Origin of the sequence: Bradyrhizobium algeriense (genome assembly GCF_036924595.1) — a bacterium.
GTDB classification, from domain to species: domain Bacteria; phylum Pseudomonadota; class Alphaproteobacteria; order Rhizobiales; family Xanthobacteraceae; genus Bradyrhizobium; species Bradyrhizobium algeriense.
In genome coordinates this window covers 2,006,356-2,020,535 of sequence record NZ_JAZHRV010000001.1, presented here as the reverse complement: position 1 = coordinate 2,020,535, position 14,180 = coordinate 2,006,356, and the positions used below count along the sequence as shown (strand labels likewise).

At 63.1% G+C, this 14,180-nt stretch carries 15 protein-coding genes; 5 read left to right on the top strand and 10 right to left on the bottom strand.

Annotated elements, in window-relative coordinates; genetic code table 11:
- Positions 1 to 8: 8 nt before the first annotated feature.
- From V1286_RS09735 to V1286_RS09725, 3 genes are all read right to left on the bottom strand, one after another.
- A complete protein-coding gene (locus V1286_RS09735) occupies positions 9 to 1,508 on the bottom strand; it encodes a glycosyltransferase family 39 protein (protein ID WP_334479215.1) in 1,500 nt (499 codons plus the stop codon).
- A gap of 133 nt (positions 1,509 to 1,641) precedes the next feature.
- Positions 1,642 to 2,772 (bottom strand): glycosyltransferase family 2 protein, encoded by a 1,131-nt coding sequence (locus V1286_RS09730; protein ID WP_334479214.1) that lies wholly within the window; start codon positions 2,770 to 2,772, stop codon positions 1,642 to 1,644.
- A 324-nt stretch (positions 2,773 to 3,096) separates the two neighbouring features.
- The gene (locus V1286_RS09725) at positions 3,097 to 3,297 is read right to left on the bottom strand and encodes a hypothetical protein (protein WP_334479213.1); all 201 of its coding nucleotides are present in this window, start codon (positions 3,295 to 3,297) and stop codon (positions 3,097 to 3,099) included.
- 216 nt (positions 3,298 to 3,513) lie between these two features.
- Here V1286_RS09725 and V1286_RS09720 point away from each other — a divergent pair, with 216 nt between their 5' ends.
- Positions 3,514 to 4,131, top strand: coding sequence for a phasin family protein (locus tag V1286_RS09720; RefSeq protein WP_334479212.1), 618 nt, complete (start codon positions 3,514 to 3,516; stop codon positions 4,129 to 4,131).
- Between the two features lie 166 nt (positions 4,132 to 4,297).
- A complete protein-coding gene (locus V1286_RS09715; protein ID WP_334479211.1) occupies positions 4,298 to 5,122 on the top strand; it encodes a DUF72 domain-containing protein in 825 nt (274 codons plus the stop codon).
- A gap of 3 nt (positions 5,123 to 5,125) precedes the next feature.
- On the opposite strand, the gene V1286_RS09710 is transcribed toward V1286_RS09715, so the two are convergent.
- Positions 5,126 to 6,094, bottom strand: a complete 969-nt coding sequence (locus V1286_RS09710; protein ID WP_334479210.1) for a Bug family tripartite tricarboxylate transporter substrate binding protein — start codon at positions 6,092 to 6,094, stop codon at positions 5,126 to 5,128.
- A 141-nt stretch (positions 6,095 to 6,235) separates the two neighbouring features.
- Between V1286_RS09710 and V1286_RS09705 the strand changes: the two genes are divergently transcribed.
- A complete protein-coding gene (locus tag V1286_RS09705) occupies positions 6,236 to 6,703 on the top strand; it encodes a DUF488 domain-containing protein (protein ID WP_334479209.1) in 468 nt (155 codons plus the stop codon).
- A 130-nt stretch (positions 6,704 to 6,833) separates the two neighbouring features.
- Here the strand turns inward: V1286_RS09705 and V1286_RS09700 are convergent, their stop codons facing one another.
- From V1286_RS09700 to V1286_RS09675, 6 genes are all read right to left on the bottom strand, one after another.
- The gene (locus V1286_RS09700) at positions 6,834 to 7,748 is read right to left on the bottom strand and encodes a PhzF family phenazine biosynthesis protein (RefSeq protein WP_334479207.1); all 915 of its coding nucleotides are present in this window, start codon (positions 7,746 to 7,748) and stop codon (positions 6,834 to 6,836) included.
- Positions 7,749 to 7,760: 12 nt separating this feature from the next.
- On the bottom strand, positions 7,761 to 9,071 hold the full coding sequence (locus V1286_RS09695; RefSeq protein WP_334479205.1) for an adenylate/guanylate cyclase domain-containing protein: 1,311 nt from the start codon (positions 9,069 to 9,071) through the stop codon (positions 7,761 to 7,763).
- A gap of 126 nt (positions 9,072 to 9,197) precedes the next feature.
- On the bottom strand, positions 9,198 to 10,364 hold the full coding sequence (locus tag V1286_RS09690; protein WP_334479203.1) for an ABC transporter permease: 1,167 nt from the start codon (positions 10,362 to 10,364) through the stop codon (positions 9,198 to 9,200).
- Positions 10,361 to 11,305: an ABC transporter ATP-binding protein gene (locus tag V1286_RS09685; RefSeq protein ID WP_334479201.1), complete on the bottom strand. Its 945-nt coding sequence runs from the start codon at positions 11,303 to 11,305 to the stop codon at positions 10,361 to 10,363. The genes V1286_RS09690 and V1286_RS09685 overlap by 4 nt, the downstream gene beginning before the upstream one ends.
- On the bottom strand, positions 11,302 to 12,087 hold the full coding sequence (locus V1286_RS09680; RefSeq protein ID WP_334479199.1) for an HlyD family secretion protein: 786 nt from the start codon (positions 12,085 to 12,087) through the stop codon (positions 11,302 to 11,304). Before V1286_RS09680 ends, V1286_RS09685 begins: the two co-directional genes overlap by 4 nt.
- A complete protein-coding gene (locus tag V1286_RS09675; RefSeq protein ID WP_334479197.1) occupies positions 12,084 to 12,806 on the bottom strand; it encodes a TetR/AcrR family transcriptional regulator in 723 nt (240 codons plus the stop codon). The genes V1286_RS09680 and V1286_RS09675 overlap by 4 nt, the downstream gene beginning before the upstream one ends.
- A 428-nt stretch (positions 12,807 to 13,234) precedes the next feature.
- Between V1286_RS09675 and V1286_RS09670 the strand changes: the two genes are divergently transcribed.
- Positions 13,235 to 13,606 carry a nuclear transport factor 2 family protein gene (locus V1286_RS09670; RefSeq protein WP_334479195.1) on the top strand — a complete coding sequence of 124 codons (372 nt, stop codon included), beginning with the start codon at positions 13,235 to 13,237 and terminating at the stop codon, positions 13,604 to 13,606.
- 223 nt (positions 13,607 to 13,829) lie between these two features.
- Positions 13,830 to 14,141 carry a hypothetical protein gene (locus V1286_RS09665; protein ID WP_334479193.1) on the top strand — a complete coding sequence of 104 codons (312 nt, stop codon included), beginning with the start codon at positions 13,830 to 13,832 and terminating at the stop codon, positions 14,139 to 14,141.
- The last annotated feature ends 39 nt before the right edge of the window (positions 14,142 to 14,180 follow it).

The following is a 14,180-nucleotide window of genomic DNA, read 5'->3' as shown; positions in this document are numbered from 1 at the left end:
GCCGCACCCTATTGCAGTTCCGGCGGCGGCGTGCGGTCGAATACCTCGCCCTTCGGCCCTTCCAGCAGATGCAGCGCATAGGTCTCGATCACGAGCGGTCCGCGCCTGCGCTCGACCTCGCCGACCTTCTCGACGCGGGCGAACATGTCCTTCAAGGGAGCTTCGCCGGGCCAGACCTCGCGGACGTAGAGCAACGGCCCGGCTAGCTGCGCCGCATCGGGCTCGGGCATGTTGACCCAGCGGATACGCTGGTTCCGCTGCGCAACGCAGGTCCCCTTCGGCAGATGGAAGGCAAGCCAGCCGGTGGTGCCGTAATCCGAGGCCAGTACGCATGTGGCTCCCGTTCGCGCCCTCGCCGCTTCGATCGCGCCGGCCGTTTCGCGCCAGCCGATACCGACGCTGCGCACAGTGGCATCGCGGCGATAGCCCGACAGCACGCCGGTGTCGGCCTGCACGACCAATAGCACGAACATCAGGACACCGCCCGGCGCCGCCCAGCGCCGGCAGAAATCGACCAGCCGTTGCCGGCGCGGCTCCCAATCGACCAGATGCGCGGCGACGGCGGCGGCGATTACGAATGCCGGGTAGACCGGCGCAAACCAGTTAGCCTCGACGCGGGCATGCAGCGAATGCCAGACGAAATAGGCGACGATGACCCAGAACATCGTATTGACGAGCGTGCGCGCCGGCAGCGTTCCAGCGCGGCGCCGGTAGATCGCGTACAGCCCCATCGCGCCGAGCATCCACACCAGAGGCGTCGCGAACGCGATCTGCGTCGGGATCAGTTCGGCGATGAAGACCGGGCGGAAATCCTCGATCCTCGCCCGCCCCATCTGCTTGACGAAGGACACCCAGTGGTGCCCGGCGTTCCAGAGAATGACCGGCGCAAACAGAACCAGCGCGACGAGCCCGCCGAGATAAAGCCAGGGCGAGATCAGCCAGTGCCGCAGTTTGGGAACGGCGACCAGCCAGAGCAGGATCGCCGGCCCGAAGAACAGCGCAGTGTATTTCGACAGCAGCGCGCAACCGGCGGCAGCACCCACCGCCAGCCACCACACGCCGCGGCCGGTATGCAGCACCTTGGCGAGGGCAAACAGCAGGAGACTGGAAGCCACCAGGAGCGGCGCGTCCGGCGTGACGATCATGGTGCCGACCGCGGCCATCAGCGTGATGTTCAGAAGGATCGCCGACGACGCGGCCACGCGCCGGCTGCCGAACAGCATGGCCGCGGCCTGATAGATCGCCCAGCTCATCGGCAGCGCCAGCAGGATCGAGACCAGCCGCACGCCGAACTCGGTATCGCCTGCGATCATCGTGCCGAGCCGGATCACCACCGCGACCATCGGCGGATGATCGTAATAGCCGCCGGCGAGATGCGTCGACCACATCCAGTAATAGGCTTCGTCGAAGGTGATCGGCGTGACCGCCGCGGCAATCAGGCGCAAGCCAACCAGCGCCAGGATTGCCAGACCGGTGTTGAGGGCAACCCGCGCTTCGCTCGGATTCATCTTGGAGCCCTTTTGGTTCTGATTAAATCAGAACCAGGCTCCATTTTATCGTTTTGACGCGTTTTCTTCACACGAACCGGCATCCACCCCCGGATCAAGTCCGGGGGCATGCTTCGCTCGAAAACGCTATCGGTCATCGCTTGCGCCAGACGAACAGTCCCGACATCGCGTAGTTCCAGACCACGCCCATCAGCGCGCCGGCGGCGCCTGCCAGCCACCAGATCGGTTCCTGGTCGAAGACCGCGAACGCGACGCCGACATTGGCGAGCAGTCCGACGCCGCAGACGAGATAAAACAGCAGCAGGCCGCGCAGGATCGCAAATCCCTTCAGCCGCTGGTCGCGATAGGTGAGAAAATTGTTGAGGATGAAGTTGCTGGTCATCGCAATCAGCGCGCCGGTGGCCTGCGCCTCCGCAAACGGCATCTGGAAGATTTCATGCGCGATGAACAGCGCCGTGAGGTGCACGACAAGGCCGGTGCCCCCGACCATCGCGAACAGCAGGAAGCGCAGCGAGACCACGTCGTTGGTCAGTTTGGCCAGCACCAAGCCGAGGAAGTCCAGCGCCACCATGGAATCGAGCTTGCTCTCGCCGTGCTGGCGCGAACCGAAAGTGTAGGGAATTTCGATGGCGCGCAGCTTGCCCTGCGCGGTGGCGATGACATCGAGCAGGATCTTGAAGCCCTGGATGGAGAGCTGCGGCGCCAGTTGCTCGAAGCGGTCGCGGCGGATCATGAAGAAGCCGCTCATGGGATCGGCGACCTCGACCTTCAGCACGCGCCTGGCGACCTCGGTTGCAAGCTGGCTGGCCCCTGCCCGCTGCTTGTTGAAACTGTCGGCGCTACCGCCCTCGATATAGCGGCTGCCGACCACGAGTTCCGCCTCGCCGCTCCGCAGCAGCGCGACCATCTTCGGCAGTTGCGTTTCGTCATGCTGCAGATCGGCGTCGATGACAGCCGCATAGGGGCCGCTCGAGGCCAAAATACCCTCGATGCATGCACCCGACAGTCCGCGGCGCCCGATCCGGCGGACACAGCGGACGCGGGAGTCCTTCCGCGCCAGCCCCCGCACCACTTCCCAGGTCCCGTCAGGGGAATTGTCATCGACAAAGATCACTTCCCAGGAAATGCCTGATAGCGTGGCCTCCAGCCGCCGGTACAGCACGGTGACGTTGTCGCGCTCGTTGAAGGTCGGCACAACGACCGAAAGCTCAGGCAAACCGGCCTGCGACGGGGTTTCGGGGCCCGGTTTGATGGCGTCATTCATGATCGCCAGCGTATATCCGCCGCCGCCCGACATGCCAAGGCGAGCTTGGGGAACGAGGTGACTGGACGGTGAAAACGGGGTTGAAATCGACCCGGTGTCTGCCCGGCGCGGGCAAATCGACAGCCGCCACCGGATCGGGTCCGGGGCCAGCTTCGCTTGAAAATGCTCTGAAAATGCCAACGACCACGAACAGAGGGCGCGCGTACATCCGGCGCAGCCAAACTATTCATGGTCGTTCCAGCGCCGGAGCTTTTGAAGCGTCAACGTCGCCGTTAAAGGCTAGATAGGAACGCCCAGGGCATTCCGCTAGGTGCGACTCCTACCCTAATTCGGCACTTCCCGAATCACCGGCCCGCGCGGGGCTGGCGCCGCAGGAACCGGCTGAAGCCCTGGCGCGGGTTGCTGGATGCTCGCCGGCTTGGCGGGCTTTCCGAACTGGCCGATCGGCCCGTAGGCGATTGCAACCACCATCACGATCGATGCGACGATGGCTCCCAAAAGACCGGCGAATGACTGCGAATTCATGCTCAACGATCTCCTACGCCTGATGGGGAACTGATATCACGGAAAAAGCTTGTGGAGGAATAGTCCCGGCCTCAGCCATCGACAAATCGGGCGGCCTGCGCCGCCCTCCAAAATCTCACCACGCGAGCGCCGCGTAACGGACAAGCAAGAACCGCGATTCCATCGCAAACAAGGCAGAGTCTCGACCTTTGGGTTGACAGGGATTAGGGGAAGAAGATGTCGAATACAGATCAGGGCAAACCGGCCGGGAAATCCGGACGGCGCAACCGGAAGGGCGAGCGGGGCAAAAAAGCCGCTCCCCAGGAAAGCCCGGCCGTGAGCCCGGCGCCGGTTGAATTGCAAAGCCCGGATCAGGATCAGCCACCGCGACCGGAACCGGTTCACGCGGAGAGCCCGAAGGTGGATCAGCCGGCCGTTGAGGAGCCCGTCGTTGCTGTCACCGCGTCGCCCGAGGTGCAGCCGACCGCGGCGCCCTCGCCGACCGAGCCCGCACCAGTCGAGGCGGCGCCCGCCGAGGCTGCGTCGATCCAGCCCGCACCGGTCGAGTCCGCGGCGGAGCCTGCGCCGGTGAGCCTGCAGACCATCGCGAATGCGTATCGCGATTACACGCGGAAATCGATCGAGGAGTTCGGATCGTTTGTCGAGCAGCTCAGCGGCGTTCGTTCGCTCGACAAGGCGATGACGGTTCAGAGCGAATTCGTGAAGCGGGCTTATGAAACCTCGGTCGCCGAATCCCAGAAGATCTGCGAACTCCACAACCGCCTTGCCAAGCAAACCCTCGACCCATTCAAGGGGTTGACGGGCAAGACGCCGGCGACGCACGGCAAGCCCTGAGGTTCATTCGGGACCGGTTCGACGCAAATTGATGGAATCAAGAGGCTCCGATTTTCCGGAGCCTTTTTTGTCGAGCTTTGACCCGGCGCCTAGCAAACTGGCCAATCAGTGCCGACTTGGGTAACATGCACTAGCTGCCTCCCCCATTTTTCCGACGAGCCCTCCCGTGAGCAAGCCTTCGAAATCGACCGCGAAAAACAGCGGCAACATCTATATCGGCATCGGCGGCTGGACCTTCGAACCGTGGCGCGGGGTGTTCTATCCCGAGAAGCTGACGCAGGCGAAGGAGCTGTCCTACGCCGCCTCGAAACTGACCTCGATCGAAATCAACGGTACATATTACGGCTCGCAGAAGCCGGAGAGTTTTCGTAAATGGGCGCGCGAGGTGCCGGACGGATTCGTGTTCTCGTTGAAGGGACCGCGCTTCGCGACCAACCGTCGTGTGCTGGCGGAAGCCGGCGATTCCGTAAAACGCTTCTACGATTCCGGCGTGCTGGAACTCGGCGACCGGCTCGGTCCCGTGCTGTGGCAGTTCGCACCGACCAAGAAATTCGACGAGGCCGATTTCGGCAAGTTCCTCGAACTGCTGCCGCGCAAACTCGAAGGGCGCGCGCTACGCCACGTCGTCGAGGTGCGGCATGACAGTTTCTGCGTGCCCGACTTCATCGCGTTGCTGCGCAAGTTCGAGACGCCTGTCGTATTCGCCGAGCACGGCAAATATCCGGCGATTGCCGACGTCGTCAGCGACTTCGTCTATGCGCGGCTGCAGAAGGGCAATGACGAGCTCAAGACCTGCTATCCGCCGAAGCAGCTCGACGCCTGGGCCAAGCGCTTTCAGGCCTGGGCCGGCGGCGGCGAGCCCGACGATCTGCCGCGCGTCGACAAGGCCAAGCCCGCCAAGACGCCGCGCGACGTGTTCGCTTACGTCATCCACGAGGGCAAGGTGCGCGCGCCGGCGGGCGCGATGGAATTAATCGAGCGCGTGAAGTAACTCCTAATCCAGCTTGATGCCGGCCTCGCGGATCAGCTTTGTCCAGTTGTCGTATTCGGAGGCGACGAAGGCGTCGAGCTTGTCATCCGGCAGATCCCACACCTCTCCGCCGCTCTTCTCGAAACGTTCCTTGAGTTCGGGCAGTGACGCGCGGATTTCCTTCCGCAGTTTTGCGATCGCATCCGGCGGCGTCTTTGCGGGTGCGAATATCCCGAGCCAGGAATCGACATCGAAGCCGGGCACGCCGGCTTCCGACATCGTCGGCACGTCGGGCGCCAGCGGGCTGCGCTTCGATGACAATACCGCAATGCCCTTCGCCTGCCCCGACTGAACATAAGGCAGACCGGCAGCGTTCGAATCGAAGAACAGGTCGATGCGGCCCGCGAGCAGGTCGGTGAAGGCCGGCGGCGAGCCCTTGTAGGGTATCTCCTGAAATTTTACGCCGGCCGCTTTCATGAACGCAGCCGCCACCAGATGCTGGCCGGTGCCGACGCCGGCGGTCGCCACCGAAATCGAGCCCGGGTTGGCCTTTGCGGCGGCGACGATGTCCGCCAGCTTGCCATGCGGCAAATCCTTGCGGCCGACCATCACGTAACCGAACTTGTAGATCAGCGCGACCGGTACGAAATCCTTGCGCGGATCGTAAGCGAGCTTCGAATACAGCGCCGAATTGAACGCCATGTTGGAGAGCCCGCCGACCACCAGCGTGTAGCCGTCCGGCTCGCTCTGGCTTGCCGCCTGCGTGCCGACGACGGTTCCGGCGCCCGCCTTGTTCTCGACGACGAAGGCCTGCCCCATCCGCTTCGACAGCGCATCCGCAAGCTGCCGCCCGACCAAATCGTAACTGCCGCCGGGACCGATCGGGACGATGATTTTCACCGGACGGTCGGGATAGCCGGTCTGGGCGTGCGCTGCGGCAACGCCGCAAACGAGAAGCGCGAGTGTCCACAATGAGCGGCTAATTCGGTTCATCTTGTTTCCCCCAGCGAGAATGGCCATCGACCGGCTCTTTCTCGGGACTATGCGACACGCCACCTCCGGCCACAACGCGGATGTAGCAATCGATCGACCATTACCGTAGCCTTGCGCCAGCGACATAATGTCTGGATCGACATGGCCCGCAAGATCAAACGCCTCCTCTTCACGATCGGTTACGAGCAGACGCCTTCGAAGGCGGTGCTCGACGAATTGGAGGGCGCCGGCGTGAAGCTTTTGGTTGACGTGCGTGCGGTCGCGTCCTCGCGGCGGCCCGGCTTTTCGAAGAATCAACTCGCCGCAGGTCTCGACGAGCGCGGCATTTCCTATCTGCATCTCAAGGGCCTCGGAACGCCGAAGAGCGGCCGCGAGGCGGCGCGTAGCGGAAAGTTCGGCCTGCTGCACAAGATCTATTCGGCGCATCTGAAGACGGCCCAGGCGAAGGAGGAGCTCGATGAGCTGTCGGCGCTGGTGAAGCAATCGGGTCCGGTGTGCATTCTCTGTTATGAGCGCGACCACACCCATTGTCACCGGCAATGGATCGCGGAGATCATCGAGGAGCGCGACGGCGTGAAGGTGGAGAATCTGGTCGCGCCACAGGTGTAAAACGCGGCCGGTAGCCCGGATGGAGCGCAGCGCAATCCGGGAACGGTGCCGCAGGCGGATCGACCTGCCCCGGATTACGCGGAGCCTGTCATCGGGCGCGCATTCGCGCGACCCGTTGGCTCCATCCGGGCTACAAGATACCCTCAAGCCGGAACGTTCCCTCCATGATCTTCACGCTTCCGCCGCCGACGTGAATGGAAGCAACCGCGCCATCTTTCTTGCGGACGCGCGTCAGCAGCAGGCTGGGCCGGCCCATGTCGACGCCCTGCCCGATCTTCAATCGCAATTCGCCGTCCTTGACGTCATCGAGATCGGCAAGCAGCGCCGCGCAGGCCGCTGTCGCGCTGCCGGTCGCGGGATCTTCGGACAGTCCGCTGGCGGCGGGGTGAAACATCCGCGCCTGCAGCTCGCATGGCTTTTCGCCGGCCGGTACGTCGCGCGTATAAAAGTAGACGGCGTCGCTGCCGTCGCACGGGAAGGTTTTTGCGAACGCCGCAGCATCGGGCCTCGCCCGTCGCAGCGCCTCGCGGGAGGCGACCTCGACGGCCAGGAACGCCAGCCCGACCGAGATGATCTGCGGCGGATGCCGGTCGGTCCTGACGTCGCCAACCGACAGCGAGAGGCAGGCAGCGGCCTGTTCGACGGGAAGATGCGACATCCGCTTCAACGGCTGCGGCGCCGTGAATTCGGTGCTGACGACCCTGCCCTGCTCGGTCACGATCTCGACCGGCACGAGGCCTGCGCCCTCCTCGAACAGCAGCCGCGCCGGCGGCTTCGCCGCCAGCGTCGCCAGCACGAAGGCGGTGCCGACATTCGGATGGCCCGCAAACGGCAGCTCCCGGTTCACCGTGAAGATGCGCACCTGTGCGTCGTGGGCGGGATCGGCCGGCGGCAGCACAAACGTCGTCTCCGAATAATTGAACTCGGTGGCGATCGCCTGCATCTGTTCGGTCGACATCCCGCCGGCATCGAGCACGACAGCAAGCGGATTGCCGCCGAAGGCGCGGTCGGTGAAAACGTCCACAGTGATGTAACGCCGCTGCATTTCGATACTCCCTTATCCCAACCGCCACACGGCCATCGGCTGCTCATAGCCTCTGACCTCGACCTCGCCGAGCGAGACGGCGTCGCCGCAGGCTTCGCCGAGCGCATCGCGAACCGCTTCCGAGATCAGGAACTGCGAATTGAAATCCTTGTTGAGCGCTTCGAGCCGTGAGGCAAAATTCACGGTGTCGCCGATCACGGTGTATTCCTTGCGCCGCGGCGAGCCGATATTGCCGGCGACGACTTCGCCGATGTGGATGCCGATGCCGATGCGCAGCGGCCAGCTCGTCTCCTCATTGATCCTTGAATTGGCTTCCAGCATCTCGCGCGCCGCGGCAACGGCCCTGTGCGCGGGGTCCGGCGCATGGAGGGGTGCGCCGAACAACGCCAGAAATCCGTCGCCCAGGAATTTGTTCACGATGCCGCCGTGGCGGTCGAGAATTTCGACCAGCACGGCGAAGGCACCATCGAGCCGGTCGACCACTTCCTGCGGCGTGCGCGTGCGCGCGCCGGCGGTGAAGCTGCGGAAATCGACGAACATGACAGCGACGCGGCGGATGTCGCTGTTGGTTTTGGTGCCCTCGGCCATCAGGCGTTCGACCACCTGCGGCGAGACGTGCTGGCCGAACAAATTGGTGATGCGGTCGCGCGCGGTCGCCGCCTTGATGCTCGACTCGAACTGCCGCCGCAATTGATGTCCGACCGCGCCAGCGAGCACGCCGCAGATCAGAATGATCAGGCTGCGCGCGGCGTGATAATAAAGGGGTTCGGCCTGGTCGCCGACCGCGGGATGATAGAACATCGCCATGCAAAACAATTGAACGGCGGCGACCGCGCCGGTGAAGGTCGAGAGCCAGAAATCCAGCCGAAGCGTAGAGAGGATGATGAAGATGAAGTAGATCATCGGCGTCACGAAGCCGAGCGCGGCCACCGACCCCATGCTGTTGATGTGCAGCGCCAGCGCGACCGTCGGCATCGAGGTCTCGATCAGCGCGCCGATATAGCGCCGGATCACCGGCAGGTCGCGGCCCTGCTGCATGTGGCGGGTGATCTGGCCATGCACCCACAATTCGAACAGGATGAACGGCACGATGATCGAATAGAGATATTCCGGCCTCAGGTTGCCATGCCAGACGCGGCTCACCGCCTCGGACGCGAAGAAGTAGACGGTCCCGAGGATGACGGCGAGCAGCGCGGTGGTTGCGATCAGCGCCTTGATCCGCAACAGCTCGGTCGTCATCACTTCCTGCATCAGCGCGCGCTGGAAGTCGGCCGACACGCCGGTGTCTTGGTCGTTTTTCTTTTTGCCCCGGAATCCCAGCATTATTGCCCCTTGTCATTCCGGGGCACGCGAAAGCGTGAACCCGGAATCTCGAGATACTCAGATGTGCAATAGCACATCATAGTTCGCCTCTTCGAGGCGCCCCGGAATGACTGCGAAGTATATGCCTCAATCGAGCGTGCGACGGAAGCGTGTTACGGCGATCGTCATCGCGATCAGCATCAGTGCAATGAGTGCAATCGTATCGTATTGCAGGTTGGAAGGCGCGGCGCCCTTCAGCATGATGGCGCGGACGATGCGGATGTAGTGGGTCAGCGGCAGAGCCTCGCCGAGATACTGCGCCCAGACCGGCATGCCTGCGAACGGAAACATGAACCCGGACAACAGAATGCTGGGCAGGAAGAACATCATCGACATCTGCATCGCCTGCAACTGGTTCTGCACGATGGTGGAGAAGGTGTAGCCGATCGACAAATTGGTTGTGATGAACAGCGTCGTCAGCGCCGCGAGTAGTGTAACACTGCCGAGGATCGGCACCCCGAACAGCAGGACGCCGATGCTGACGATCAGTGTTGCCTGGATGAAGCCAACGATCACGTAGGGAATGATCTTGCCGAACATCACCTCCACCGGCTTGATCGGCATCGACAGCAGGCTTTCCATGGTGCCGCGTTCGATTTCGCGCGTCACCGACAGCGCCGTGAAGATCAGCATGGTCATGGTCAGGATGGTGCCGACGAGGCCCGGCACGATGTTGAGCCGCGACTCGGCCGCCGGGTTGTAGCGGGCATGCGCCCTGATCTCGAACGGCATCGCGGGCGGATCGCCGATGTGGAGGTCGTGCGCGAGCGCGGTCTGCACGACGACGCCGAGCGTTCCGAGCGCCGTGCCGGATGCGACCGGATCGGTCGCATCCGCCGCAACCAGCAGCGCCGGCTTGTCGCCGCGCCGCACCGCACGCTCGAAGCCGCGCGGGATCTCCACGCCGAACAGCACCTTGCCGGACTGCAGCAGATCGTCGAATTCGGCGACGCTGTGCACTTCGCGGGTGAAGCGGAAGTAGCTGGTATTCTCCATCGCCTTCAGCACCGAACGCGCCAGATCGCTGTCCTCCTGGATCAATACCGCCGTCGGCAGATGGCGCGGCGTGGTGTTGATGGCATAGCCGAACAGCAATAGCTGCATCACCGGGATCATCACGATCATCGCGAACGAGACGCGGTCGCGGCGGAGCTGGATGAACTCCTTGACCAGCATCGCATAGCTGCGGCGCCAGAAGCCGAAGGCCGGCTCCCTCGCCTCGTTCACGGGATGAACAGCTTCGGTCGCACTCATTGGAAATTGTCCTTTGAGCGGGTCATGAGATCGATGAACACGTCTTCCAGCGACGGCTCGCTATCCTGCCACTGCCATCCCCTCGTATTGCGATAGGGAGCAATGGTCGCCTCGAGCGCCGACTTGTCGCGCCCCGAGACGTGCAGGCTGGTGCCGAACGGCGCCACCATGTCGATACCGGGCTTGCCTGCGAGTTCGGCCGCAAGCCCGTTGAGGTCGTCGCCGGAGACCGTCCAGGTCGACAACGCCGATTTCGCGATCACCTCGTCCACCGTGCCGTGCGCCAGCAAATGGCCATAGGCGATATAGGCGATCTCGTGACAGCGCTCGGCCTCGTCCATGTAATGGGTCGAGACCAAAACCGTCAGCCCGTCGGCGGCGAGCGCGTGGATCTCGTTCCAGAAATCGCGCCGCGCCTTGGGGTCGACGCCGGCGGTCGGCTCGTCCAGCAGCAGCAATCGCGGATTGGGCAGCGTGCAGGCGCCGAGCGCCAGCCGTTGCTTCCAGCCGCCGGAAAGCTCGCCGGCGAGTTGCTCCTCACGGCCGTTCAGTCCGATCCGCCGGATCATGTCGCGTGCGGCCCCCCGCGCGTCGCGCATGCCGTAGAGCCGCGCGACGAATTCGAGGTTCTCGCGCACCGAGAGATCCTGATACAGGCTGAAGCGCTGCGTCATATAGCCGACCTGGCGCTTGATCTTGTCGGCGTCGCGGCGGATGTCGTAGCCGAGGCAGGTGCCCTCGCCCGCATCCGGCGTCAGCAGGCCGCACAGCATGCGGATGGTGGTGGTCTTGCCGGACCCGTTGGGCCCAAGGAAGCCATAGATCGAGCCGCGCTTCACCTGCATCGAAAGGTCATGCACGACCTCGCGGCCGCCGAATGATTTTGACAGGCCCTCGACGTTGATGGCGATGTCGGGGCCTGATGCGGGAGCCGGACTCATCGCTTGTCCGCCATTGGCGTTCGAGGGTTGAGAAACACGCTGATCGGCTGGCCGACGCGCAGGACGTCAGGCCGGCTCGGCCGCGCCTGGATCAGGTAGACCAGCTTGTTGCGCTCATCGAGGCTGTAGATGACCGGCGGGGTGTACTCGGCGGTCGTCGCGATGAAATAGATCTTTGCCGTGAGGTCGGCCGCGCAATTGTCGCAGGTCACCTTCACTTCGTCGCCGATCGACAGCTTTGGCAATTCCGCTTCCGGCACGAAGAAGCGCAGCTTCATGTTGCCGGGCGGCATGATCGACAAGACCGGCCGCCGCTCGGGCACCATTTCGCCTTCGCGGAAATAGATCTGCTGGATGGTGCCGCCGACCGGCGCAAAGCCGCTGCGCCGCGCCAGCCGGGTCTGCGAGGTGTTGACGCGGGCTTCCGCCACCCGCAACGCCGAGGTCGCCGAATCCAGATTGGCCTGCGTGCCGGAGCCGGTCTTGCTCAGCGACGCCGCGCGATCGAAGGTCTGCTGCGCATTGGCGAGCGTGGCCTTGTTCTGATTGAGGTCGGCCTGCTGCAGGTCGTCGTCGACCGTATATAGCAGCATTCCGGGCTTCACCTCGTCGCCCTCGCGCACGTTGAGCCTGGTCACGCGGCCGCTTTCATCCGGGCTGACGAAGATCATGTCGGCCTCGACCCAGCCCTGGAAGCCCGGGTCTTTGCGCTCCGTGCAGCCCGCAAGCACGGCGGCGAGGGCCAGCGCAGCCAGAATTGCCGTCATTCGCGACGAAGTCATGTCGTCCTCCGTTCGCCAAAAATCAGATCGAGATGCACCCGAAACATTTCGAGGGCGTCCAGTGGCGCATGTCTGCTGAAAAGGCTCTGCCAGATCACGGCGATCAGCGCGGGCGCCACCATGATTTGCGGAAACCGCGCCAGGTTTTTCTGTTTGATCTCGCCGCGCGCGATGCCGAGTTCGATCAGCGCGCGCATGCCGCCGAGGCCTCGCGACACCACTTCGCGGTAATAGAAGTCGGCCACTTCAGGAAATCGCGGGCCTTCGGCCACGATCAAGCGCACGAGGTCGCCGCGGCGCGTGGTCGCCACCTCCTCGATGAAGGTTTTGGCAAAGCCCTCCACCATGTCGCGTACCGACGCCCCGGGCTGCGGTGGCGTGCTCCAGAGGCGGTTGATCATCGGCACGATGGCGGTGCGGATCAGCTCCTCGAACATCGATTCCTTGTCCTTGAAGTGCAGATAGATCGTGCCCTTGGCGACACCGGCCCGCTTGGCGACGTCGTCCAGCCGCGTCGCGGCAAACCCGCGCGCGATGAATTCGTCCATCGCCGCCTCGATAATGGCCCCGCGCCGCTCGGCCGCGCGTTCGGCGCGGTTGGAGGTGGGCTTGGGCGACGCCGGAACGGCCGATGCCGCCTTCCCGGCCCGGCGATTGGCGGGTTTCGGGGCTGCTTTCAGGCCGGTTTTCCTGGAGGTCTTATTGCTCGTTTCCGCCATGGTCACAATATGACTGACTAGTCAGTCATTGTCAATTCGAGATGAAAAAGCAGGTTTCACATGGGCGTGACCGACGCCGGTGAAACTTGGTCGCGCTGCCGGTTCGGAGGATCTTGCGCCTCGCCAAAGGCGCGCCATACCCCACACATGCGGGGGTCCCGGCACACCGCGGCCCATCCACGTCATTGCGAGCGCAGCGAAGCAATCCACGCCTCCGCACGCTGCTCTATGGATTGCTTCGCTGCGCTCGCAATGACGTTGATACAGCCACGTAGCCCGGATGGAGCGGAGCGCAATCCGGGATTCCTTGACCGCGTCGTTCGAGGCCTCGCCCCAAAGCGTGGTCCGCGCCAGGATGACGTGATTGACTGAGTTATGAAGCGTTAGCCTGCCGAAATAGCGGTGTGTTGAAGTCGAGCGAGGCGCAGATGGATATTCGAGCCAAGCTAATAGAGATATGTGATGCGTTTAACGCGCACGATCTGGATCGGATCATGAGTTTCTTTGCTGATGATTGCGTTCTGGAGATGCCAAGGGGGAATAAGCCGTATGGCTCCCGTTTTGAGGGCAAGCAGAATGTGCGGCAAGGGCTGGCTGCGCGTTTTGAAGGACTGCCCGACGTCCATTACGGGAACGCCGAGCATTTCGTGGATTCGGAATCTCAAACCGGCATTTCGAAATGGTGCCTCACCGGCACCGGTCGGGATGGCAAGAAGCTGGAAGTCCAAGGTTGCGACTTCTACACCTTCCGCGACGGCAAAGTGCTTCGAAAAGACTCATATTGGAAACTCGTCGAGTGAAGCCGGGATGGCCGGTTGATTCAACGTCCCGGCAAATGTCGGCTGGCGCGATCGTCGGCAGACCATGCCGGAAGCAGCCAACGACGTACGTCTGGCGCTGGCGTCAATTTGTCGCTCGACACGGCGCATAAACCCTGCGAAAATTTCCGGCGATACAACCGTCTATCGGTGCATCACCCGATATCTGACATGTGAATGTAGGGAACCAGCGAGGGGACCTGCCATGGCTAGTATCGAAGAAGCTCCGCGCAAGCTCGTCTTGAAAGCAGGCTCAACGACGCTTACGCTCGACAAGGATTCCGGCAAGGCCACGCTGCAGCAAAAAATACTGCTGTGGAACAGAAAGCCTGTCGAATTCCCGCTCTCCAATATCGACGACATCGCGGTGAAGTCGAACGTCGACGGCCTTTCAGGCGCGGCCATCCATCACAGCGTCTTGCACGAGCGTACCGGCGAAATCATCGTCCTGACGACCGAGGAAGCCGAGGACGCCGCTGAAACGGTCAAAAAGCTGCGTGGATTTATTGGAATGTAGGGTTCATCGCCGGCTGCTCCGAATTTATCGGTCCACGCG

What these genes read in the sequence shown, in the direction of transcription:
- V1286_RS09685 (WP_334479201.1), bottom strand. Translation starts at nt 11,305, where the DNA reads ATGAGTCCGGCTCCCGCATCAGGCCCCGACATCGCCATCAACGTCGAG.
- V1286_RS09710 (WP_334479210.1), bottom strand. Translation starts at nt 6,094, where the DNA reads ATGAACCGAATTAGCCGCTCATTGTGGACACTCGCGCTTCTCGTTTGC.
- V1286_RS09675 (WP_334479197.1), bottom strand. Translation starts at nt 12,806, where the DNA reads ATGGCGGAAACGAGCAATAAGACCTCCAGGAAAACCGGCCTGAAAGCA.
- V1286_RS09695 (WP_334479205.1), bottom strand. Translation starts at nt 9,071, where the DNA reads ATGCTGGGATTCCGGGGCAAAAAGAAAAACGACCAAGACACCGGCGTG.
- V1286_RS09690 (WP_334479203.1), bottom strand. Translation starts at nt 10,364, where the DNA reads ATGAGTGCGACCGAAGCTGTTCATCCCGTGAACGAGGCGAGGGAGCCG.
- V1286_RS09665 (WP_334479193.1), top strand. Translation starts at nt 13,830, where the DNA reads ATGGCTAGTATCGAAGAAGCTCCGCGCAAGCTCGTCTTGAAAGCAGGC.
- V1286_RS09730 (WP_334479214.1), bottom strand. Translation starts at nt 2,772, where the DNA reads ATGAATGACGCCATCAAACCGGGCCCCGAAACCCCGTCGCAGGCCGGT.
- V1286_RS09670 (WP_334479195.1), top strand. Translation starts at nt 13,235, where the DNA reads ATGGATATTCGAGCCAAGCTAATAGAGATATGTGATGCGTTTAACGCG.
- V1286_RS09725 (WP_334479213.1), bottom strand. Translation starts at nt 3,297, where the DNA reads ATGAATTCGCAGTCATTCGCCGGTCTTTTGGGAGCCATCGTCGCATCG.
- V1286_RS09700 (WP_334479207.1), bottom strand. Translation starts at nt 7,748, where the DNA reads ATGCAGCGGCGTTACATCACTGTGGACGTTTTCACCGACCGCGCCTTC.
- V1286_RS09720 (WP_334479212.1), top strand. Translation starts at nt 3,514, where the DNA reads ATGTCGAATACAGATCAGGGCAAACCGGCCGGGAAATCCGGACGGCGC.
- V1286_RS09705 (WP_334479209.1), top strand. Translation starts at nt 6,236, where the DNA reads ATGGCCCGCAAGATCAAACGCCTCCTCTTCACGATCGGTTACGAGCAG.
- V1286_RS09680 (WP_334479199.1), bottom strand. Translation starts at nt 12,087, where the DNA reads ATGACTTCGTCGCGAATGACGGCAATTCTGGCTGCGCTGGCCCTCGCC.
- V1286_RS09735 (WP_334479215.1), bottom strand. Translation starts at nt 1,508, where the DNA reads ATGAATCCGAGCGAAGCGCGGGTTGCCCTCAACACCGGTCTGGCAATC.